Source organism: Paenibacillus germinis, assembly GCF_013141785.1.
In the GTDB taxonomy this organism is placed as follows: domain Bacteria; phylum Bacillota; class Bacilli; order Paenibacillales; family NBRC-103111; genus Paenibacillus_E; species Paenibacillus_E phytorum.
Map to the genome: position 1 here is coordinate 11,293 of NZ_WHOC01000081.1, position 22,522 is coordinate 33,814.

19 protein-coding genes are annotated in these 22,522 nt (G+C 45.6%); 2 read left to right on the plus strand and 17 right to left on the minus strand.

Annotated features, from left to right (window positions below):
- Positions 1-65: 65 nt before the first annotated feature.
- The 14 genes from GC102_RS16620 to GC102_RS16685 form a co-directional block, all read right to left on the minus strand.
- Positions 66-1,526: a response regulator gene (locus tag GC102_RS16620; protein WP_171690537.1), complete on the minus strand. Its 1,461-nt coding sequence runs from the start codon at positions 1,524-1,526 to the stop codon at positions 66-68.
- Positions 1,498-3,285: a cache domain-containing sensor histidine kinase gene (locus tag GC102_RS16625; RefSeq protein ID WP_171690538.1), complete on the minus strand. Its 1,788-nt coding sequence runs from the start codon at positions 3,283-3,285 to the stop codon at positions 1,498-1,500. The genes GC102_RS16620 and GC102_RS16625 overlap by 29 nt, the downstream gene beginning before the upstream one ends.
- A 110-nt stretch (positions 3,286-3,395) precedes the next feature.
- Positions 3,396-4,580 carry a M24 family metallopeptidase gene (locus GC102_RS16630; protein ID WP_171690539.1) on the minus strand — a complete coding sequence of 395 codons (1,185 nt, stop codon included), beginning with the start codon at positions 4,578-4,580 and terminating at the stop codon, positions 3,396-3,398.
- A 76-nt stretch (positions 4,581-4,656) separates the two neighbouring features.
- Positions 4,657-5,139: a hypothetical protein gene (locus tag GC102_RS16635; RefSeq protein WP_171690540.1), complete on the minus strand. Its 483-nt coding sequence runs from the start codon at positions 5,137-5,139 to the stop codon at positions 4,657-4,659.
- 17 nt (positions 5,140-5,156) lie between these two features.
- Entirely contained in the window at positions 5,157-5,582 is a 426-nt protein-coding gene (locus GC102_RS16640) for a hypothetical protein (protein ID WP_171690541.1), read from the minus strand.
- Complete coding sequence (locus GC102_RS16645; RefSeq protein ID WP_164484208.1) at positions 5,579-5,725, minus strand: hypothetical protein; 147 nt, start codon at positions 5,723-5,725, stop codon at positions 5,579-5,581. The genes GC102_RS16640 and GC102_RS16645 overlap by 4 nt, the downstream gene beginning before the upstream one ends.
- Positions 5,726-5,741: 16 nt before the next feature.
- Entirely contained in the window at positions 5,742-5,891 is a 150-nt protein-coding gene (locus GC102_RS16650; protein ID WP_164484210.1) for a hypothetical protein, read from the minus strand.
- Positions 5,892-5,906: 15 nt separating this feature from the next.
- Positions 5,907-6,806, minus strand: a complete 900-nt coding sequence (locus tag GC102_RS16655) for a hypothetical protein (protein WP_171690542.1) — start codon at positions 6,804-6,806, stop codon at positions 5,907-5,909.
- A gap of 13 nt (positions 6,807-6,819) precedes the next feature.
- Positions 6,820-7,752: a hypothetical protein gene (locus GC102_RS16660; RefSeq protein ID WP_171690543.1), complete on the minus strand. Its 933-nt coding sequence runs from the start codon at positions 7,750-7,752 to the stop codon at positions 6,820-6,822.
- A 2-nt stretch (positions 7,753-7,754) separates the two neighbouring features.
- On the minus strand, positions 7,755-9,305 hold the full coding sequence (locus tag GC102_RS16665) for an ATPase, T2SS/T4P/T4SS family (RefSeq protein ID WP_312883301.1): 1,551 nt from the start codon (positions 9,303-9,305) through the stop codon (positions 7,755-7,757).
- A gap of 25 nt (positions 9,306-9,330) precedes the next feature.
- Positions 9,331-10,566: a CpaE/TadZ family protein gene (locus GC102_RS16670; RefSeq protein ID WP_171690544.1), complete on the minus strand. Its 1,236-nt coding sequence runs from the start codon at positions 10,564-10,566 to the stop codon at positions 9,331-9,333.
- A gap of 43 nt (positions 10,567-10,609) precedes the next feature.
- Positions 10,610-11,317, minus strand: a complete 708-nt coding sequence (locus GC102_RS16675; protein ID WP_171690545.1) for a CpaB family protein — start codon at positions 11,315-11,317, stop codon at positions 10,610-10,612.
- A 247-nt stretch (positions 11,318-11,564) separates the two neighbouring features.
- A complete protein-coding gene (locus tag GC102_RS16680; protein ID WP_171690546.1) occupies positions 11,565-15,437 on the minus strand; it encodes an S-layer homology domain-containing protein in 3,873 nt (1,290 codons plus the stop codon).
- 250 nt (positions 15,438-15,687) lie between these two features.
- Positions 15,688-17,679 (minus strand): serine hydrolase domain-containing protein, encoded by a 1,992-nt coding sequence (locus GC102_RS16685; protein WP_171690547.1) that lies wholly within the window; start codon positions 17,677-17,679, stop codon positions 15,688-15,690.
- 203 nt (positions 17,680-17,882) lie between these two features.
- Between GC102_RS16685 and GC102_RS16690 the strand changes: the two genes are divergently transcribed.
- Together GC102_RS16690 and GC102_RS16695 are read left to right on the plus strand one after the other, a co-directional pair.
- Positions 17,883-18,482, plus strand: coding sequence for a sensor domain-containing protein (locus GC102_RS16690; protein ID WP_171690548.1), 600 nt, complete (start codon positions 17,883-17,885; stop codon positions 18,480-18,482).
- A gap of 76 nt (positions 18,483-18,558) precedes the next feature.
- Positions 18,559-20,364 carry a response regulator gene (locus tag GC102_RS16695; protein ID WP_376769380.1) on the plus strand — a complete coding sequence of 602 codons (1,806 nt, stop codon included), beginning with the start codon at positions 18,559-18,561 and terminating at the stop codon, positions 20,362-20,364.
- 42 nt (positions 20,365-20,406) lie between these two features.
- On the opposite strand, the gene GC102_RS16700 is transcribed toward GC102_RS16695, so the two are convergent.
- The 3 genes from GC102_RS16700 to GC102_RS16710 form a co-directional block, all read right to left on the minus strand.
- Complete coding sequence (locus GC102_RS16700) at positions 20,407-21,174, minus strand: polysaccharide deacetylase family protein (protein ID WP_171690550.1); 768 nt, start codon at positions 21,172-21,174, stop codon at positions 20,407-20,409.
- Positions 21,171-21,824 carry a YkoP family protein gene (locus GC102_RS16705; RefSeq protein ID WP_246320956.1) on the minus strand — a complete coding sequence of 218 codons (654 nt, stop codon included), beginning with the start codon at positions 21,822-21,824 and terminating at the stop codon, positions 21,171-21,173. The genes GC102_RS16700 and GC102_RS16705 overlap by 4 nt, the downstream gene beginning before the upstream one ends.
- Before the next feature lie 84 nt (positions 21,825-21,908).
- A complete protein-coding gene (locus GC102_RS16710; protein ID WP_171690551.1) occupies positions 21,909-22,508 on the minus strand; it encodes a sensor domain-containing protein in 600 nt (199 codons plus the stop codon).
- Positions 22,509-22,522: the final 14 nt, after the last annotated feature.

Sequence of the window (22,522 nt, forward strand, 5' to 3'; positions counted from 1 at the left end):
CCAGCTTTTTAGGGTTCGAAGGAACAATGTATTGTTCTTTTAGCACAAAAGTTTGATTTGATTCTTCATAACTTCGCATTTTGTTGTCTAAAAATACTCGGTGGCATCCCGACTTCTCTACGAAATATGCGAGCGAAGTAATTCTCATTGGCAAAACCAACATTGGCCCCGATTTGAGCAACAGGTTGATCCGTGTGCAGCAGCAGATGACAAGCCTTTTCAATGCGCAGCCCCATGATATATTCCGTTATGGTTTTACCGGTTTTTTTCTTAAAAAGGACACTTAAATATTTATCGTCCATCGTTGCAATACCAGCAAGCAGGGACAGCGGCATCTCTTCTTCAAAATGCTGATTCATATAGGCAATGACTTTATTGATTTCAGCATGATCCGTAACCTCATAGTTCGTTGCCTTCCATTGTGCCATGTACATATCGATTCTCTGTTTAAAAAGAGTCCCCGCCTCCCTATGAGAAAGAGCCTCTACAAAGGCATTCGACGGGTCAATTGTCATGAATGCGAGCTCTGCAAATTTGCGATCTAAACGCAGCACTATTTCTTTTACACGAAGCAAAGACAGTTCTACGTCCTTCATCCACGACCAGATTTCCTGCCATGAAAGATCAAGTAACCCTTGGTTCATCTGCTCAAAAGCTTGGATTAAGTTCTTCTCCAAGGACCAAGGCAGGTTGGAATAGACATTAGACATCAAGGTTTTGGGCTGGTGGAAGAAAATGCCCGATCTACCTGCATACCATAGTTCACTCAACCGAGAAACCATGGTCTTCCAAACCGTATGAATATCCTCATCCGACAACCGCTCTGAGATTAAAACAACGAAATCGCTACGCTGTTCAGTGTTCCTTATTCTAATCTTTGTTTCCTCAGGAACGCAGCAGAAGACAGTGGTCATCCCCATCCTGGTAAAAAGATGCATCCTTGCATTCATTTCCGTGTCGAATAAAGGCAGTTGCAGCAAATCTGGCTTATCAAAAATGGTTTGTCCATGCAAAACAAGGATAAGTAGATTGGGGTTAAAAGAATCCCGAATAAAAGCCGGGCTTTCAATCGTCCGCACCTGATCATTAGGTTCGTTATATAAAATCTCACAGTAATCGTCTATTTCTTGAGAAATAAGACGCAAGTTTCTTTCTAACTCCCGTTTTACCTTTGTCAGCGCCTCAGTCATTTTCTCCGGAGTCAAATAAAGCTTAAGCACATAACCCGATGCCCCTAGCTCCATCGCTTGCTGGATAAACTCAAAATCATTCATGACAGTGAGCATAATGAAGGCTGTTCCTAAATTCTCCCGGCGAACCTGCGCAAGAAGCTCTACACCATTCATGACAGGCATCATAATATCGCAAATAACCAAATCCGGCTTTTTATTCCTGATGAATTCCAAGGCTTCTTGTCCATTTCCGCATTCCTCTATCACCTTGAAGCCATTTTCCTCCCAGGGCATTCCCTTTCGGATACTCCGTCTCACGAAGGCTTCATCTTCTACCAAGAGAACTGTCCACATGTAAGCTTTCTCCTTTCGAATAGGGTGGAGACAACAAGAACGGAATGCAAATGCGAACTAATGTCCCAATGGGCATGGATGCTATCGCCAAAGTTCCTTCTTTTCGAAACAGGAGCACGAGTCTTTCTTCGAGATTTTTCAAGGCAATACCATTTCCTGTACCGGTGGTTGACGCTGCGTTGCTTACTCCAACACCATTATCCTCCACTTCGATAACAAGCTTATTTTCTTGTTTTTGAACTCTAATTTGGATGCTGCCTGCCCTCTCGATCTTAGCAAACCCATGATAAATACTATTCTCAATTAGCGGCTGCAAACTCAACTTAGGAACAAGCGCATGGCGAAGCTCAGGATCAAATGTGATATGAACATCGAATTCGCGGTCATAGCGAAGCTGCTGAATACGGATATATCTTTGGGCAAGTTCAATCTCATGCTCCAGGTGAATTAAATCCACATCCAATCGCATTCCTGCTTCCAATAACTTGCCGAGCGACTCGCATACTTCAGGAATTTGATGATTACCGAGTTCAATGGCAAGCCATTTCACCGTATTTAACGTGTTTAACAGAAAGTGCGGGTTCATTTGTGATAAAAGCATTTGGAACCGCATAGCCTCCTTGTGGCGTTCTTCCTCTTTTAACCGATTAAGAAGACTCTCCACATCTCTGACCATCTTATTAAAAGCCTGAATAAAGGTTAGAATTTCCCCCTTATAGCTTTCCTCAGGCAATTGAATCTTCAGGTTTCGCTTCACGACATCAGACATTTTTCTCTGCAAAAGCTGCAGTGGCCTTGTGATCGTGGTCGAGATCAGAAAGGTCATGACAATAAACAAACCGGCAATAATTAGCGTTGTCAAAAAGTAGGATTGCTGAAGCTGATTCACTTTATGGAACAGATATTTAGTTGGGATACTCTTGACTAGATACCAATTCAAGCTCGGAATTTTAGAATAACTAATGATGTGGTCATTCTCGACTTTGCTTCCAGTCGGCTCCCAACCTAACGTATTCATTGGGTTTGGCAGCGCAAGAGCATTGGATGTATTGCTGCGCCCATAGATTTCTCCTTCTGCGGAAGCCAATACATACAATTCATCATTCATCGGGCTTGGAATAGCACTTCGAAGCCAGCTTTGATAGTCAACGCCGATTCTTACAACGGCATATACCCGATTATTCTCGTCTCGCAATCCTTTATACATAGTCAATAATGAGGGTTGAATACCAAAGGCTGAGGTTAGCCCGCCTTCTTCTAACTGCCATTTGGAAAGGGACTTTCCAAGGAAAGCATCCTGTATCACTGGCATTGCCGAAAGAGCAGCGTGGCTTAATATATGAGTAGGTCCATATGATGTGTAAACATGATCTTCCGCATCAAGAACAGTATAGTAGACATACGAATTAGCGATAAAAACACTATTATTAATGGCATTAAACTTCTCTTCAATTTTCTGTCTTTGTTGGAAGGAGGCATAAGACCCCGCCGCTTCGGGGTTTCTCAAAATCGCTGTTACGAAAGAATCCTGTTCAATCAGAGTAAAGGTCTTCTCCGAAACACTTAATAAACTGCCAAGTGAGGATGTAATTGTCGTCATTTGCTCGAGATTTTGACTGCTAACTTGTTCTCTCATTAACGTCTCGAACTTTTGAACGTGGGTCATATTTAGGATGATGATGGGCAGCAGAATAACAAGTAAAAAAGCTAAGAACAGCTTGTACTTTAACGTTTGTGGTATGAAATATCTCAATTTCATTGTCCATTGTCCCCTTATGATTTTCATATGGGTCAAGTATACTTGCTTGTTAATTAAAAACAAAGAGACTAGCATGATTTTCCGCCAGTCTCTCTTTTATGGAAAATTAGTTATACTCGGAGAATACCGTCTCTCGAAATTGTCAGTTTTTCATATCCATTCTCGGTAATCAAATACGTATCCTCAATACCAACCACCCCGCGTCCGGGGAAGGTGAATTTGGGTTCGATCGCGATGACCATGCCAGGCGCCAGCGGGTATTTGAAGCCTTTGGCGAGTACAGGCAGTTCGTCGATTTCGAGCCCGATGCCATGACCAAGGAACTTCACTTGGTCGGCGCCGTACCCCATGAAGTGGGCGCTTAGCCCCGCTTCCTGCACTTGATCCAACGCGAGCAGATACAGATGCTCGGCAATAACGCCAGGCTGCAGCCTGGCTTCCGTGGCGCGAAGCACCTGCTCCGCCACGTCATAGGCCCGCTGCAGCTCAGGGTCTAGATCGCCGATCACAAGCGTGCGCGTCTGATCGATGAGATAGCCGTCGATCGAGCAGCCGATATCGACGAGAATCGGTTCGCCGCGCCCAATCAGCGCGCGGCCCGAGCTTTGCGGGCTGGACGGGTGAAGCCCCGTGCCCCCGGCCGGCCCGTCAAAATAGGTGGGCACCGCTGCCGTCGCGCCTGCCGCTACCATTCCGGTTATCAACTCGGAATTGTACGCGCGCATACGCATCAGCCCTTGGTGCCCGCGCAGCCGGAGCTGATGCTCAATGAGCGCCATCAGCTCAAACTCCGCCATCCCCTCACGAATGTGGGGGATGACTGCTTCCAACGCTGCGTCGACGACGCGCGCTGCCGCTCGAATCGCCGTGACTTCGTCCGGCGATTTGATCATCCGCTGCTCGCGCACGAGCAGCGAGCCGTCCTCCCAGGCCGCGCCGGGCAGCGCGGCCTGCAGCCTTACATACAGCTGGACGGGTAACACGTCCAGCTCAGTCCCGATCCGCATCACTCCAGAAGCCGCGGATCCATCCGCGCAGCGCGCGCGAAGTCGCTCCCCCAGCGTCTTCAAAGACCCCAGCGCTTCCACGGCCGCTGACGCTTCCTCCTCCGCTCTGACCAAACTTCGGCGTACGAGGTAAAGTGCGTCTCCCTCCGCCGGAATAAACAAATACCCCGTCTGCATGGATCCGCAGTAGTAATATATATCGACGTTGTTCGTGACCAAGAAGCCGGACCAACCCCGCTGGATCATCTCACACTGCAGCGCCTGCTGCCGTTGCTGGAAAATTGTCATATGTATCTCTCCTCGTAACCCTGAATTCACACCTCACCCTCTCATTATACAATGAAATAACCTCTATCGATGCAATTCAAAATACCATCTCCGCCGAAGACTTAATCGTCCAAGTTATCGGCTGCAAAACCGTATAAGTCCGCGGAAACTCCAAGCGAATAAACATAATCACACCAGGACGATCCAGCGTTACGGTGTAGCCATTTCCCGCATCCATATACGTATAAGGAAATACCTCATTATCATTAATAATCTTAAATAATTCCACGACAACCCTGCTGCGCAAAAACGTATTCGGCAGCGGATCGTTCACTCCATTTAATCTTAAATTAGCTTGCAAATATTGCATGGCCACAGCTCTAGCCTTTGTCTCATCAATACTGTGAATACCGCTTGCCAGCTTTACTTGATCACTTTGCTGAGCCGCCGCATGCACCGAGTTATTCAATGCATGCTTCCCGTGAAAGAGCGTATGCATCGCCAATTCTTCATCCGTTTGCAGCCCATATAGCGACATAAAGACGACGCTCATCAAGACGATTAAAAGCAGTTTATACAAGACATCACCTCAGGCCCTTAAGGCACATACTCACTCATCTTCATGCCTGTTGCCCCCATACGATCCGATCCGGAAGGGACCGTAATTCCGACAAGCTGATCAATGACAAAAAGTCGATGATACGGATATGTCATTTTCAAACTCAATCCCGTTCCTCGCCAAACGGGCATTCCTGGATCCATTCCTCCGACCCCTGTAGTCGTATTTACCGTGTAAACGAGATCTCCGGGAATGAAGCCTCTTTCCGCCATCCGATCTCTAGAATCCTGAATCATGGTGCTATTAATATAACCGTGCCTGCCATTAGCACCGATTTCAAGCAAATAATCGACTTCTTTTTGCAAAACAGCCTGCCGAACAATAATGACATGCTTATAAACAGGAGCAAACATAAACCAACAAAGCAAAGTCGCAAATAGGATAAACACCAAAATCTGCTTCATGGGTTAATCCGCTCAATCGTCCCATTGATCCTTGCTCCGCTGTTGCTTACTTGCTTCCGAGTACCTGTGCTGCCACCAACCACACTGTTATATATGACAATCACCACCATAATCAACATCACCGTAACGAGGATCGATCTCACAGCAAATCTGCCATCACTACGGCCTTAATGCCGTAATATCCGTATTTGCCTGCGTTCCGTGCGTCGAAATATTCCGCCTCATCCCTGTCGACCCATCATTAATAATCGATGTAAATAGTAATGCCACAACAATTAGCATCATAACTGTGATCAAAATATTTCTCATAACTTCCCTCTTTCCTTAGTTAATCGCATTAAATAATCGTTGACCTTCAGCGATCCATGGATACATGAATACCCGAAATGTGTTCAAAATCGGCAGTCCTGCTAATACAAACAAAAGATAAGACACAGTTTCTTTTTTACTGTCTCGAACCAGTTCCATTTTTTCTTTGTAGTCCTGAATTCTTTGCTTTAACAACTCGTAATAGCTGCCATGTTCATTCAGTCTCAAAGCATTAAGCGTTTCCCCAAAGCTGTGTGCCTCGTCTGTCCCAAGTCTGATTTTAAAATGGTTAATAGCCTGTTCCGAGCCTTGATACCATTCATTCAACATCAACTGAAAGTGCGACCGGATCGAGCGCGTCTGTGAAACACATAAGGATAACTTGGCGTGTAAATTCAGTCCAGAATCGTTGTAATAGAGTAGATGATGACTAATCACGTAAATCTCACGGACTATTCGATGCGCTCGTTTTTCCTTTAATTGAGCCAGCACCTTTTTGTCAAAAAACAAAAAAATGAGTACGCAAGCAGTCCCAACCATGACATAAATCGGCTGTATATACAAAGTTAGCATCGGATACTCCAGAGCTAAATAAGCAATTACACCGAGCAAAAGTGCGCCACCTATCCCAATCCTTCTCACACCTTCATACAGGTTTGCATTCATCCAAATACCGCACCCTAGCAGCAGTTGACGCTTTTCCTCCACGATTTTCGCACTCATCCCTAAACATGAGAACATCCATGAAGGAAGTTTTGTTTCTTGCAGTGCTCTTTTGACATGTAGTGATCTCCATCTCTTCTTACGTGTAGGCATATGCATGAAAAAGTGATAAAAAATAGTCATAAAAAGAAGAAAGAGCAGCAAATTAGAAACCATCTGCAGATTAGCTAGTTGCGTGCTTTCAATAATCATTGCAGCAAATCCCTCACATTCTACGCATAGATAAGTACATGCCCATTAAAAACGAAACAAAAATGAGGAGAAGCGCATCCAGAATCATGTTTCGTCCACCAGGGTCAACAATATAATACAAATAAGCGTTCTCCGTGTTTACCTTGAAATTAATAAATAAGAATAAGGCAAGAAATAATATCGGCGTAAAATTAGCAATACGTATCTCCAAAAGTCGATTTCTTTCCAACTGATCGAATCGCTGCGCTTTCCGCATATCGACAATCAAATCCTTTAAACTTTCACCGACAAAGCTCCCTTCCGTCAAAGCAACACGCATGACTCCGACAAAATAATCGGCCCATGTATGGCCCAAAGTGAGTGAGAAAATGTGTAAGCTCTCCTCCGTATCCCTTTGCGTCATGAGATTACGATATAATTGTTCAAATACGGGCTTGATCGGATAAAGAATTCGATTCTCTTCTAAACAATATTTAAGAGCCATTTTCATATTTTTATTTGGATCCACCATATAATACTGATAGAACACTTCAACGGCCGGAAGAAACTCCAATCGAGTTTGCAGTCTGACACTGACCAGCTTCAACCGAAGCAGCATATAAGGAAGTGAAACACAGATCGAAGTAACGATAACGACCCCTTTTAACGTCTGAAAAAACAACATCCCCGCCAACAATCCTACTAAAAACAAAACGAAACTAACTGTCATAATGCCTCGCATGCTCATTTTGGATTCGACGGATTCCATCATTTCCTTTATATGCTTAAATAAAGAGCTCCTATTTCCCAAATATTCGCTGAATCTAGCGACGAACGTGGAGGTTTTGACATAATGCAGCCTATATCTCGCTTTGCGTTGTCGGATAAGTACATGTAAAAGCGATTGAATAAGTACAAAAACTAGAACAAATAACAACAAGAGAAAGACATATTTGGCGAAAATCATGGCTAAGACTCGCCTTCTTTCTCAATAAATCCGAGTTCCCTCAACAAAGCAAACCCCTCTTTGTCGTACTTAACTATTTTCCGCGATGCATGATGCGACAATTTCCCGGGAAATGTCCATTCATCTGTCGACTTGTCATAAGCTGCGAGATCCGTGACGCAAACCTCCTCATTTTCATAACGATATTCGACGATTCGCACAATCTTTCTTTTTCCATCAACGACAGCCATCTCCATACCGATTTGTGTCACAAACTCTGTAATCCGTTTCGTTAGACGAAGTGGATTCATCCCCCTGCCATCCAACATACACATATCTGTAATCGCATCAGGCACATCCTCAAGTTCACTCACATGAACCGAAGTAATACTGCCCTCGTGACCCCGCGTACAAGCCCTCACATAAAGGTTCGCGTCATCATCCCGAATTTCAGCATGACAAATGCGCTTTGGCGATTGCCTTAATGCCAATTTAAAAGCTTGCAGCCCAGAATGCCTCGGATCCTCCTCGTCAATTTCGTATTCGACGATATTTTTATGCGGAAAATCGCGCTTTAAATTCAACTCGAATCTCGATTCGATCGTAATAATTCGTTCATTATCGTCCATTTCGGCAATAATCGCTTTGATTAAATTTGTCTTCCCAGAGTTGGTAGGACCGATAACCACCATATTGAAATAGGATCGGATCAAGATCAGAATCAGCTTCTCCATCCTTTTATCCATCGTGGCTAATTCCACAGCAGCAAGGGACGCTAAATCAAACCGCTTAATTGTGTAAAAACGTATCGTTAATGTCGGTTCAGCCGTGAACCCGAACCCAGTCATCGTAACGCGGGATCCGTCCCGAAGAACAACCTCTGCCCATCGCTTCCTGGGATTCAAAGTATCATTGTTAAACAGAACCAAATTCTGCTGTATCCTCTCTAATTCATGCACAGAAGGCAACGAATAGGCAGACGGCTTTGCCATCCCACCGCGCACTTCAAAAATCTGTCTCCCCACAACCTGAATCTCTTCAAGTCCCTCCTTATGTTTTAGTACAAGTTCAAGAACGTTCAGCCCAATAATCTCTGCAAAAATGGCTTCCGGCAAAGTCGTATATCCACTCGTCCTCGGAGGCACATCCGAAAGTCTTCTTTTCGAAACTAGATCATGGATAATCGCAAGAAACTTGCCTCGATCCTCCTCATAACCAAGAATCGCACGATTCAACGTCTCGTTATACAGCTGCTTTTCGGTCTCAGTCCTGCCCTTCATCGAAACAAGTTCACTACGAATATCCTGTACCCACTGGTTAAAAAGAACATCCCCCTGCATCTGCCGTTCAGGTCTTTCTCCACCGACAGCTCTTGGACTTCCCTCGCCATCTTCATCTTCTCCCACAGAGCCCAGAGTCCGCCCTCCCTGCTCTGCCCCAAAACCAGATCTCACTGAGCCATAATCTGATCCTCTTCTCTTTTCCAGCTCAGTACTTGAAGTCAAATCAACCACTGCGCCCTCGCTTTTGCGTTCATGCATGTATGTAATGATTGAAAACCTTTCTTCACTCACTCCCCTCACCTCTTCCCTGCTTGATTTAAGTTGCAGCACGTCTGCCTGTTATCATCTTTTGCAGCCATGTTACTTGTCGTAAACTCACCTTCCTTGGCAGCTTATAGTAATCAATGAATTTTCGAGAAACCGCCCTAACCTCCTCATGCATGGCGTGGGTCAGCACGAACATGTCCAACAGTTTGCCTTGATTACAACGCGATAGCGCATCAGCATGCCTAGATACTTGACCAATCAGATGCAGTTGTGTTTCCTTGCGAATATCTTTAATCGTGAACTCGCTATGCTTGGCATGTCGTTCCGTTTGAACAGCCATTAACTCAAAGCCATCCGGCTGAAGACCAAAAACAGCGCCAACCTGTCTGATCCACCTCGAAAAATCCTCTTGAAAATGGGCGATATCCGCTGTCGTTACCACAATTTTGCTATCTGCTTCCAGCAGTCCACAAACCGTCGCCGCATTGTCCCAATAAGCGCTAACTTCTATGATGCATACATCAAAAGTGCCTCGAGCCACACGCAGTAAATGAATAATCTCCGATGGTGTAAAAAACTCCGCCTGCTCTCGAAGCATATTCCCATATAAGATATGAAGCCCATGTGCCTCTTTCGGTTTATCGCATACCTGCTGCAGCCTTTCCGGTGTGAGACTTTGCGCCTTCAGCTCCGCTCTCAGACCATCCAACGTAAAAACATGCTCGTCTCGCCCTAAATAACGATGAAGTTTAGAGCTTTTTAGATTGAGACACAAGTATCCTACTTTCATAGATGTCTCAAGAGCTAGCGCATGTGCTACACCAAATGAAGCTAAAGTCGTACCTATATTCGGCGTTGAGCCGATGAAAGTAATTAACTTGCCTGACGATTGTTGATTCACATGATCTACCCCAGAACCATCAACCCAAGCCCGAATATCATCAGCAATAACAGCAGTGCTGCGCCCTGGCTGGACATAATCAAGCTTCATCAGCTTGCACATTTTCAAATATTTCTCATTTATGGAAGCATCATGATAGTTCGAGAGCAGGACAATGATTTTTAAACCTACGTACTGGTGTTGTAACTCCTCAAGAAACTCTTCAAAATCCCCAAAATCCATCTCCCGATCCGAAATGATCGTATGTGAGTAAGGCATCTCCGTTAATTTACTACGTAAATCATCAGCAGCCGAGCAGATCATCCAGTTTAATGGCTTCGAATAAACCACATTCGTAATCTCATCAATTAATCGTTGATCCGTTGATAGCAGTCCTATATGCAAATCTCATACCTCCTTTCATTTCTCGCCGACCTCGTCCACCTTTTCATTCTTCTGCCAAAATAGAAGAGGAGCTAAACGCGATAACCAACTTCGCTTTCTTCGAGCTGCATAATTGATCAATCTGAAGCCACTCACTCTCCGCTAAATTAAGGTTGATTTGGTCGATAGCGCCATTCGCTTCCAATCGGGAAGCATACATCTTTTCCTTATCGCCTTCCACCTTGGAGAGCAGATTAGAACTCTTCGGATTATCCACCTCCACATTCGCCGAGGACTTCACGGAAGCAACCGTAATTTCCTTCTCATCGAACAGCCTACGCGAGCTGCCATCAGCACCAGACAGATAAATACGTACACGATCCCCGGCACGAATACCATTTGAAACTGACAATAAATATTCTTTAGGAATTTGAAAAGTAGCCTGCTGCTCATTGGGGAGCAGATGATAACGATTTACCTTCCATTTCAAAATAGGCTCTTGCTTACCAAGCGGTATCAACGTCTCCAGCCCAACCACCTCCGTCAGCTTCGTCATCATGCCTTCTGTGTAACTGCCCTTCTGAACAGCTTTAAATTCCACCATATCCTCACGAATCAAGACACCGGCCCGAATAAAATCCTTCGGAACCGCAATCTGAACAGTCTGCTGCAGCTCGACCTGATTCACTTGCATGACATACACCCCATATACAAGCAACCCCGCCATAACCGCAGCAACCAAACTAATAAGCAGGCTTCTCCTGCGATTCAAAACCTCACCCCCTGTTTTCTCGCCAAAACAAAAAAGAACGCAATCCCGGACATTCATCCGAAATTTGCGTTCTTCGCAAATAAAACATATTTGTTTGAGTAAATAAAACGATACATTTAAAATATCATATGATCTTCCATTTTTCAACATATTTTTACAATCGATCTGGAAACCACGCCTAGTATGAGTCCTTTTGTTCAAGGAAAATAAAGTATTAGACTGGATGTGTTGATCCCACGCGGCTTTTCTACTTACCCTTAAGCGCCAACATCTTCATCAAAACCGTTACGGCTTCCGCTCTCGTTGCTTGCTCAATAGGATTGAAACGGTTCGTGCCCGTTCCTTCTATAAGGTTATATTCCTTTATTACGGCTACTGCGCCTCTCGACCATGACGGAATGCTCTTGTCATCCGAGAATCCGGTTTCGGCGTCCGGCACGATGGATAGCTTTAGCGCCTTCGCGATCATTACTGCCATCTCGGCGCGCGTAATTTCTGCGGTCGGACGGAATGAGCCGTCCTTATAACCATTAATAATGTCCGCTTGTACCGCTTGCCCTACCGCTTTCCGGGCCCAGGATCCGATCTTCTCGGTATCTGTGAAAGTCAACTCCGTGCCCGCTTCTTGCGACTTCAACGCATTCATCAGCATGACAGTAAATTCGGCTCGACTCACGGATTTGCTCGGTTTGAACGTTCCGTCGGCGTACCCATTAACAAGGCCAATACTAACCGCTTGCTTGATGCTTGACTCCGCCCAGTGTCCGGAGATATCGCTGAAGTCGGCCGAAGGCTCCTTACCAGGTTTTTCCCCTTGATTTAAGGTGAATACCGCATACTTAGTAAAGTGATCTACTTCTACGGTGATCTGATTGCCGCTTACCAGACCGCCGACTTCCATCCATTCCTTCTTCGTTTCGTCATAGTAGAAGACAACGGGCTTTTGATTCCCCTTTATTTGTTTCGGATCGAAGGTGAAGATCAGCTTTACCGGCTTCGTGAAGTTCTCCGGGAAGTTCTTCAGAATCTCGTATACCGCGCTGACTAGAACTTCATTATTCACGAGAAGTTTCTGAGAGTCCGTTACTTTATCGATGGTGACTTTTATTTCTTTGTCCGTCGCATTGGCCGGGATCGAGACGACGACTTCATTGCCCAAGCTAACCTCTCCCGCTTTACCTGCCGGAAGCGTCAGCCTGCCATCTGTCGATCTTAAGAGAGTATCACTTGGCGAACCACCGCCTCCACTATATCCGCTCTGCGCCACTGCGTTCACCGACACCGTGTAGGTCACCTTCGTTAACCCGTCCTCCGCGGTGACGATCACCTTCTTGCCCGTCGCAAGCTCGATCGCTACGGACGTTCCGTCCATGTCGTAGATCTCGAACGTTGCACCTGTTGCCGGCGTGATCGCTGCCTTGAAAGAAGCTAACGAAGTCCCGTATGGAATTTTCGTGATGCTTTCATTAGCCGCTCCTCCCGCGCTTACGGTCCCGATCGTCGAGATCAGCGTTGCCGCACTGCTTATCGGCGCACTCACCATCACCGCATACGTAACCGTAGTGATTCGATCCTTGGCGATGACGATCACCTTCTTGCCCGTTGCAAGCTCGGTCGCAACGGTCGTTCCGTCCGCATCGTAGATCTCAAACGAGGCTCCCGCGGCCGGAGTGATTGCCGCCTTGAATGCGGCTAACGTCGTTCCGTTCGGAACGCTCGTAATCCTTTCGTTCGCCGTTCCCCCCGTGCTTACGGTCCCGATCGTCGAAGTCAGCGTGGCTATCGCGCTGGTCGACTTCCATTTCGCATACAAAATTTCATTGGACGTAATGCGGAAGGAATCCCCCGGCAAGTAGGAATCACCGTGGCTATCCGCCTGCGTGTTCCATCCATCGAAAAGATATCCCGTCTTGCGTAAATCCACGGTTCCCGAATAAATGTCAGCTACCGTGCCCGGCATGAAAGAGACGCTGGCCGGAACGGCCCCGATGGCACTTCCATTCCCGTCATAGGTTAAAAATACCTGAATGTCTCGCAAGTAAGGATACCCGCCGTTAAGCGACGAATCTATTGCCCAGAAATCCGCAAAATCCCAAGCATTAGCGCTGTCTTCTTCGTAGGTAGCTCTATCCTTCATGACTTCGGTTGATTTACCTACCCCTCCGGCAGATACGGATTGTCCGGTAGTTACTGAGTCGTAGAAGCTATTCGTGATGATTCCCAAGTTGTCTTTTCCTATTAACCCACCCAGAGCCCCGCTATAGATTTCTCTTCCGTTCACGGCACCTGACGCGTAACTGTTGATAATCTCTCCGCCAGAACTGTTATTGTTAACCCCGATCATGCCTCCTACGCCATAACTTCCGCTAGCTGCGGCAGAAGCGTAGCTGTTGCTAATCTCTCCATTGCTATTGAAACCGACTAAGCCTCCTACTCCAAAGCTTCCGTTCATTTTCCCCGAGGCGTAGCTATAGCTGATCTTTCCCATGAAGTTGAATCCGACCAAGCCGCCTATATCCTGCATATTCGTCCCCGTTACATTCCCCGTGGCAAAGCTGTAAAGGATCTCTCCACTGTTTATACCGACTAGTCCTCCTGCTTCTTGACCGCTCACATTTCCTGTGGCATAGCTATGGCTGATTGTTCCATCAAGTGATCCAGCCAAGCCGCCGATATAGTTCAATCCGCTCACATCCGCCGAGGAAAGGCTGTTGCTGATCTCCATTGCGCCGCTACCGCCAACCAATCCGCCGACGTAGTATTCTCCGCTCACCGTCCCCGTAACGGAGCAATTTTCTATGATGCCGGTATTGGTGCCAACCAATCCACCGACGCTATATCCACCTGTAATATTCACGTTGCGCAGCTTCGTGTTCTTAATCGAACTAGTCGTCCACGTCCTCCCGAATAGTCCTACATTTCCGCCAACGCTAGTGATCGTTAGTCCCGAGATGATTTTCCCATTGCCGTCCAAGTGTCCGTAAAAGGGGTCGTTACTGGTGCCAATCGGCTCCCAGTTCGGGTAACCGCTCAAATCGATATCGTTTTTCAACCGATAATGCTCGAGGTACCCCATATTCTCTCTAACGCCATCCAATTGTTCGGGAGTTGCAATGATATACGGATCGGCTTCCGTACCCGTTCCCGATTCCGGTCCTTCGTAAAACTTGATGACGGATTGATTCACCGTCACTTCCGAATACCCCGTTGCCTTGATCAGGAGGTTATGAGTGCCTTTGGCAAGCATGCCGGCTTTGATCGTAAGGAGACCTGGCGTGACCACGTATTGCGTCCCCTCGATTAACGAGTATCCCCCGTTCCATACTGCCGTGATCGCCCCGCGCCACAGCGGATCGTCCGCAAACACGATCTCAATGTCATTAATGGTATAATTATCGGTCGCGTCGGGGACGAGAACGGGCGGGGCAAATCGGAGCGGGGCAATCTCGATCGATTGACTGTATAGAGCGCCCGAGCTATCTACGAACGCACCGCCATCTATTCGAATTGCATTTTCCGAACCAGTTACAGTATCTTCAAAATGAATCTCAAGCGTACTCGATGTAGGGGTATAGGTTGCATTCACCACCGTATCGGCTTGACCTAACGCCGCGAAGCTGCCTCCGCTCGTCTTTTTCACGGTAATCTTACTCTTCAAACCATCCGCGGTTCCCGCCTGCAAGGCATATACGCTAAAGCTAACTGTAACAATCTTGTTGAGTCCGCTAATCTTTGTTGTTATCCCCCCGCTGTCTAACTGTACGCCGCGGTAGTAGCACTTTTTTACGACTCCGTCCGCGGGATCGCTTCCGCCGAAAGCAGCCGTTGTACAATCTATATTGTTCGCTGCGACGCTTGTCCGATAGCCGATCGAGGTCTGGCTGTTATTGTCATATCCCCAATATCGGACTTCCATCGTTCCCGAGAAGGCGCAAGTCGTCCCCTCATCCGCGCAATAGGTCCAACCGGGACTGCCGTCCGGTCCAACGTTACCTCCGCTTGCCGATGCATTCAACGAAAGCGAAGACGAGAACAAACTAAATAACATTAATCCCACTAACAAACGAATCGTGAAACTCCGTAGTACTCTTGTAGAACCTGATAATTTTAATAGAAACATCGTTGTTCTCCCACTCCCATGATTGATCCTACTTGCACAATCTTAACTGTACACGTCGAAACAAGTCTCAATGAATATTGCAATCTCTATTCTTTAATTTTACTAAAGCCCAATAAAAGAATAATGAAAGACTTTGTATAAAAAAGAACAAAAACCGCGTAGCATCAAGGCTTCGCGGTTTTTGGGGAGTGATGTAAATATTTATTTGTTTTCTTTTAACACTTTTCCGTTAATCGCCAGCCCTTGACCCTTAGAGTTTAATTGGCAATGTGTAGTAACCAAAAGCTTTATCAAGTAATGCACTGGCTTCTTGACGACTCAAATTTTGTGTGGAGCGGAAATCAACAGTCTGATCCGAATTAACCTTCGTATCCGGGTCTACAATGCCTTGAGAAACAAGCGCAGTGATAGCTTCAGCCGCCCAAGAATCCGTTTTGCCGATTAGCTTAACATTGGTTCCAGGCGCTGCTTGCTTGAGATTTTGAATCATAACCGCCGCCATTTGTCTTGTGATTGGAGACGCTGATTGATAATTGGGTATTCCAACTATCATCTGTTTCTTATTCCCTTCGAACAAATCCGAAATTGTATGCCAACCGTGGGCGCGCAGCAGCACATCCGCAAATTCTCCTTGTGTCATCGTTCCTTTAGGGTCAAAGCGGTCACCTGACTTGGCTCCCATAATGTCTAATCCGTTTAGATTATCAATATACGATTTAAATAGACTGTCATTAGGCACATCGGAAAATGCCGCTTTCATCTTCACTTTTTGCGCATGAGCAACGAAATCCAGTCCTTTTGGATTCGTATAATAGAAATAGGCGATATTGCCCGATTCATCTTTCTTGAATGCCATTTTATTACCGGCTTCGTCTTCAAATAGAAGCGGATGGACCATTCTCAGCGTGTGCTTGCCCGTAGTCCCCGTTTCCATGAGCAAATTCCCGTCCGCATAAGAAATTTGAGTCCTTAACGCATGTACACGCGTATTTTTGTATAATCCAATGTATGCTTGAGCTGCTTGCTCACTGACTGGCATATAGGTGGATGGCTGTGTTTTCCCAGTCTTAGGAAAATAGTGATTCATAAATGCCTCGTACACTTCTAAACTCATCATTGAATCGTTGTTGTAAGACATGTAAAAAGCAGTATTCCTCTCTGGCAGGATGGCGATCAACGAGGAATGGCCCGGAACATTCCCTCCCTTGAGTATCACATGCTGGCCATTCATCAAATTGTTGAAATACCCTTCAAATCCAACGGTTGTGATAGGAATTGTTGGGTCAGCGAAAATATGGTAGGTGTGCATCAGATCGATGCTTTTTTTACTTACGATTTCTTTGCCTTCAAATACTCCTTTATTTAAGTGCATGATCAAGTACTTAGCCATGTCTTCGCCTGTTGAAGTCATACTTCCCTCAGGCTTCTCTGACGGCGCAAATCCAATTGTCGGCTGAAGCTCGCCATTCGGTCCATAGTGTGCAGCCATATTGGATAATACCTCAGGAGTTAATCGAACACCGGTCTTGTTCATCCCTAATGGTTTGAATACATTCTTCTCCATATATTGAGAATAAGGCATGCCGCTTACGCTCTCTACCGCATATCCCGCTAACATAAAACCAAAATTGTCATACGTATAAGCTTCTCCGGGGGGTCTTACCACAGTCGGCATATGCGTATTGAAATACCCCTTCATTGGAATGTCCTTATTCAAATGCTCCAGCGAAAAATCAGTGACGATATCCGGCAAGTCCACACCGCTCGAATAAGTAAGCAGATCAAACATCGTCAGCGGTTTTCCCGTTGTATTCGGTACTTTCAATCCTCCAAGATATGCTTGAATATCTTGAGTCATACTCACTTTCCCTTGATCGACAAGCTGCATAGCCGCCAATGCTGTAAAAGACTTGGTAACAGAGCCAATTTGGAAAATAGTGTCTTTATCGACAGGGATATTCTTTTCCTTATTTGCATATCCGTAGCCTTTGCTTAACACTACTTTCCCATCCTTGACGACTACGAAATTGGAGCCGACCGTATTAAATTTCTTCATCTTATCTGCGAATAAGGGATCAGCGAACGCCTCTACTTCTTTCCCATCTAGAGGTCCCTCCAAGCTGACTTTCTCTGTTGATACCGGTACTGATGTTGGTGCACCATTTGAAGCAGTACAAGCTGTAACGACACTCGCAGATAATAGTAGTACTGCGAGACTGGTGTTGCGAATTATTTTTCTCATGATATCCATCTCCTCTTTTTCGCTTTAGCCTGTGAACGCTCGGCCTACCCAGTATTGCAAAACGATTGTCATACGAACAAGTTGCATTTCGTCATCGTTTACTTGGCTTTCCCAATAATGTCATATGACATTTTGGCACTAGATTATTTGACACGGAAAGCAGTAGGATACGGCTATTACATTGAAGGGACGATGAGTTATTCATGAAAAAGAAGATCATAGGCTTCATTCAAAATGGCTACTTCTTACTGTTCACTTTTGCTACAGGATTATTTTACTTTTGTTTTTATCTAGTTACCCTTACCTTAGGTTTTGGTCTTTCTTTTACAGTGGCAGGCATTCCACTTCTCACACAAGTACTGCGAACCACGTCAACTTTCATACAATTCGAACGTATACAAACGAAGATTTATACCGATATCACCACTCCGCCTTACGAACGGAAAATAAGACTAGAGGCGTCTTTCTGGGAGCAAGCCAAAGAGGAGCTTCAAGATCCCCGCAACTGGATCGCTATCTGTTGGTTGATGTTGAAATTTTTGATTGGGCTTCTTTGTCTCCTAAGTGCAGCCATGCTCTATGTGACGCCTCTTTTGTTTATCCTGGCTCCGTTGTTACTTCCTTTTTCTGACATAAACGTCATTGGAATACCGATAGATACATTCACGAAATCTCTTCTTGTATCAGTTGTGGGGATTCTTATGACTTTTGTGAGCGCTTGGTTAGCAAATGGGTTGGTACGGTTGATCGGCGGTTACACACGTCAAATGATCAAAATGTTAAACCGATCCCACGACTACTGAGAAAAGTGTCGTTTGATTAATATTTGTTCTATACTGGTAAGGAAACAGCAAGAATCTGAAAGTTTAGTAGAGGATGATGGACTTGTTTGAAACTGTAAAACAGTGGTTTTGGTATGACTGGATTATGCTCATGTTCCGACTTATTGGTAGTACTTCTCTCATGATCACAACCGTAAATTTTCATGCTGACATAACGCTGCCCCTTTGGGCTTTGATTTTTTGGCAGATTATCGCTTTTTCCGTTCCTTGGCTTTGTTTGCTTCTCAACTATAAGTATTATCTACTTACAGAAATCATTTTTTCGGGCGGACTAATCTTGTATTTAACTTCTTTGTTTCCGGAAGCTTATCTCGCGTTTCTACCATCTGCTTTCCTGATTGCGGTGAACAGCGCTCATAAATCCTATCGTTGGTCAGGGCCCGTCACGATTCTTCTCATACCTACTTTGATAAAAGTGCTTTCTCATCAGAGCGATTATTTGATCATGATGATTCACATCGGGCTCGTTTATGCCATTGGGTTTGCCTTTCATTTACTGGTGGTCAATCATCGGCAAAGTGAGGTCATCCGTGAACAGAATACGGTTTTAGAACAGTATTTGTCCCAAATCGAACGCATCACGCTAGCTGAAGAACGCAATCGGCTCTCCAAGGATCTTCATGATACGGTTGGACATTCCTATACCTCTATTATCATGGGATTAGAAACTTTGCGTCCGGAACTTTCTATGGAAGCCGGGGAACAGAAGCTCGATTCTCTGTTGAATTTAGCTCGCAAGGGCATAGACGAAGTCAGAGGATACTTGCATCAATTAGAGTCACCGCAGGAGACGCTTCCGCTGCTCCATTCGTTGCAACAATTAGGAGAAGAATTTCAAGCACATGCCAAAGTGAGCGTTCGCTTCCGAACTTTTGGTGAGGAGTACCCGTTACCCAAGCAAGCCAAAATGGCCTTTTTTCGTTGCTTGCAGGAATCGTTAACTAACGCTGTACGTCATGGGCAGTCTACGGAAATTACCGTTTCACTGCAATTTGAGCAGCGGCACATTAGGCTGGAAGTGCAGGATAACGGTATAGGGACGGAGAAATGGCAGGATGGCTTCGGCTTGAACGCGATGAAAGAGCGAGCCATGAATCTACAAGGGCAAGTCTCTGTTTATACAAAGCATGGTGAAGGAACGCTTGTTACCTGCACATTGCCAAGGCAAGTGGAATTATCGGATGAGGTCATTCGCTTACTAATCGTCGATGACCAACCCTTCATCAGAGAAAGCCTCCGGACCATTCTGGAGGGACACAGGGATTTGCAAGTGGTGGGATTGGCCGAGGATGGCGAACAAGCCATTGAGTTATGCGAGCAGTGTCAGCCACAGTTGGTGCTCATGGATTTGGACTTGCCCCACATGGATGGGATTTCAGCATCAAAAAAAATAAAGCAAACATGGCCTCACATCCGAATTCTGATTCTGACCACGTTTCAAGATACCGAACAGGCCCTGGAAGTTCTGCGAAGCGGAGCAGACGGTTACTTATTGAAATCTATTGAACCGCGTGAGCTTGCTGAAAACATTCGTCTTGTCTATCGCGGGGGCACACTGATTGATCAGGAGATGTCGCATAAATTGTTTGAGAAGCTCGAAATGGACAAGAATGAAACCGAATTGTTGAAACCGAAAACAACCGAGAACTACGACCTGACTCCACGCGAAATTGAAATTTTACAGCTTGTATCCAAAGGCCTCCGTTATAAAACCATCGCTTCGAAATTATACTTATCTGACGGTACAGTGAGAAATTATGCCTCAACGGCCTATCTGAAATTGGGTGTTCGTAACCGGGAAGAAGCTATACAGAAGGCATTGGAAGCCGGATTTCTCTCATAAATCCAGGCTTTCTATCCTTACCTTCTCATTCACTAAGCGAGCCTACATATGGACCTGACCAGGAGATTTGGCTCTCGATACAACGTCTCCAATCCCCCTCACTTCCTTACCCAACAGCTCATCCGTTCGTAGACATTTCACACCCTTCATTTGAATTTCTTCCAAAACTTCTTTCAGAACTGCTATCATGTGCCGCGGTGCTTCTTCATCTGCTCCAAGTGTATCGCCGCTATCGTGTAGAACGACGATGGAACCAGGCTTAATCCTTTTCAACAAGGCACGCTTCATTTTTTCAGCGCTGACCGATAATTTCCAATCTCCTACAATGACCGACCACAGAGCGATCCGATAAGACTTTCTCATCAAAAGGAGATCGCCTAGATTGAGAAGCCCCCAAGGCGGGCGGTAAAAGATAGGCCGCTCTCCTGTGATTCGCTCGACAATGTCAGCTGTACGATCTGCTTGCTCTCGTTTACTCGTCCATGGGAACAAGATCCAGTTGGAAGTGTGCGTATAGTTATGAATGCCGATTTGGTGCCCCTCCCGGTACATGAGCTGAATCAGCTCCGGATATTTTTCGGCCTTGCTGCCCAGTACGAAGAAGGTGGCCTTTACTTCACGCTCTTTTAACAAGTCCAGCAATTTAGGCGTATAGCAAGGGTCAGGACCATCATCGAAAGTAAAGGCAATTCCCTTCGCCACTTTTCCTTTGGAGTGAACGCCCCACCTACATATTCGGGTAAGAATAAAGGGAACTATCATATAGAGAATCATCACATCTATGGATAAATTAATTAGTTTTTGTATCATGAGACCGCCTCTTTCTTCCTTTGACCCTGCAGATCCTGGTTACCATCAAGAGATGATGGTTTCGAATCCTTTTTCCGTACCGTAAAACGTTCCTTCAGAGACTGTTTGCTTATCACTATCCTTATGGGAGATAACTTCTCGATGCTGTGCCCGACTCGCTGTTTCCCTTCCGGATGCAGTATACGAAGAAGAAAGCGAAGATACATCGCATAAAATCGTTCCTGCCATTTGGACTCAATGGGATGCTGTTCAAACCCTATTCCGTGAATGATCCCCCGGTGAAGCAATGTGATCCCGGTTAAGGCCTGGACTTTCACCAGTTCCGGATTGCTATCCAGCTCCTGACTTATTTGCTTGATTGCAAGGCGAAACAAGCGTGCAGTACTCAACCCGGCTCGATCTGCACCGACCGTACGTGTAAGCCTCAGTACTTGCCGATTATCCAGATGAAGTTCGCCCACCCAATCTCCGGCAAGTATCCGACGCCCGTCTTGACAGGTAATACTATTTCCGCGATGCTGCCTGACCACCAATTTACATATGCCATATCCCCACACAGACTCGCTTCGAAATCTGTTTAAGAAGTCAAACACGTGCTCCCACATCATCCAGAGGGACTGTGAGGATGTTTTCATAAGTGATACTGTCATAATCTTCCCCCACTCTCATTTGATATGCAGATTCCTTTAATGCTAGACTACAGCTGGAATTCTACATCATCTGTTGTTATCACTTTATTTTCCAGCTAAACCTTCAACCATACGACGCGTATGGCTCCCGATCATCCTTACCAAGCCATTACCCAAATAAGGACCGAACCATATAAGGATTACACCTGCAAGCATGACGTAGAGCGAGTCGCCAAACGTTCTGATTTCCATCCCTAAGAATGAAAAATAATCTAACATATTCAAGACGGACAAGATGGGCGCTAACAGAAGGGTAAGCGGTGTCACATAGAAAAGAGCAGCGCAAATCACACTGACAAGTCCGATAACGAATCTCAACATCAGCACGAATATCGCTTTCCAATTACGCGTATCGGACAGTTCAGCTTTAACCTGATCCCATAAGCTTCCTTCCATTCTTGTTCGGCTTGGACCAGGGCCAATGTAGATATCCGTGTAGGCTTCGGTTTGGATCCGTTCGTGCTGCACAAACGCACCAGTGGAACGCAAAACATAATGGAGGATCGGAAGCCCTACTAAAGTGAACGCCATCGAGACCCCTAATGTAATACCCACCAAATAAAAGCAAAAGTAAAACAACCCTGTCACAAAAGTAAGCAACAAAAAATAGAAGTTTCTCAGGTGATTCCGGATTCTTTGATTCATGTCCATCTCATCCT

Bases quoted from the DNA above. Each gene is read 5' to 3' on its own strand.
- GC102_RS16660 (WP_171690543.1), bottom strand. From the start codon at position 7,752: ATGATTTTCGCCAAATATGTCTTTCTCTTGTTGTTATTTGTTCTAGTT.
- GC102_RS16655 (WP_171690542.1), bottom strand. From the start codon at position 6,806: ATGATTATTGAAAGCACGCAACTAGCTAATCTGCAGATGGTTTCTAAT.
- GC102_RS16700 (WP_171690550.1), bottom strand. From the start codon at position 21,174: ATGATACAAAAACTAATTAATTTATCCATAGATGTGATGATTCTCTAT.
- GC102_RS16685 (WP_171690547.1), bottom strand. From the start codon at position 17,679: ATGAGAAAAATAATTCGCAACACCAGTCTCGCAGTACTACTATTATCT.
- GC102_RS16705 (WP_246320956.1), bottom strand. From the start codon at position 21,824: ATGACAGTATCACTTATGAAAACATCCTCACAGTCCCTCTGGATGATG.
- GC102_RS16650 (WP_164484210.1), bottom strand. From the start codon at position 5,891: ATGAGAAATATTTTGATCACAGTTATGATGCTAATTGTTGTGGCATTA.
- GC102_RS16680 (WP_171690546.1), bottom strand. From the start codon at position 15,437: ATGTTTCTATTAAAATTATCAGGTTCTACAAGAGTACTACGGAGTTTC.
- GC102_RS16710 (WP_171690551.1), bottom strand. From the start codon at position 22,508: ATGAATCAAAGAATCCGGAATCACCTGAGAAACTTCTATTTTTTGTTG.
- GC102_RS16690 (WP_171690548.1), top strand. From the start codon at position 17,883: ATGAAAAAGAAGATCATAGGCTTCATTCAAAATGGCTACTTCTTACTG.
- GC102_RS16630 (WP_171690539.1), bottom strand. From the start codon at position 4,580: ATGACAATTTTCCAGCAACGGCAGCAGGCGCTGCAGTGTGAGATGATC.
- GC102_RS16640 (WP_171690541.1), bottom strand. From the start codon at position 5,582: ATGAAGCAGATTTTGGTGTTTATCCTATTTGCGACTTTGCTTTGTTGG.
- GC102_RS16695 (WP_376769380.1), top strand. From the start codon at position 18,559: ATGGACTTGTTTGAAACTGTAAAACAGTGGTTTTGGTATGACTGGATT.
- GC102_RS16625 (WP_171690538.1), bottom strand. From the start codon at position 3,285: ATGAAATTGAGATATTTCATACCACAAACGTTAAAGTACAAGCTGTTC.
- GC102_RS16620 (WP_171690537.1), bottom strand. From the start codon at position 1,526: ATGTGGACAGTTCTCTTGGTAGAAGATGAAGCCTTCGTGAGACGGAGT.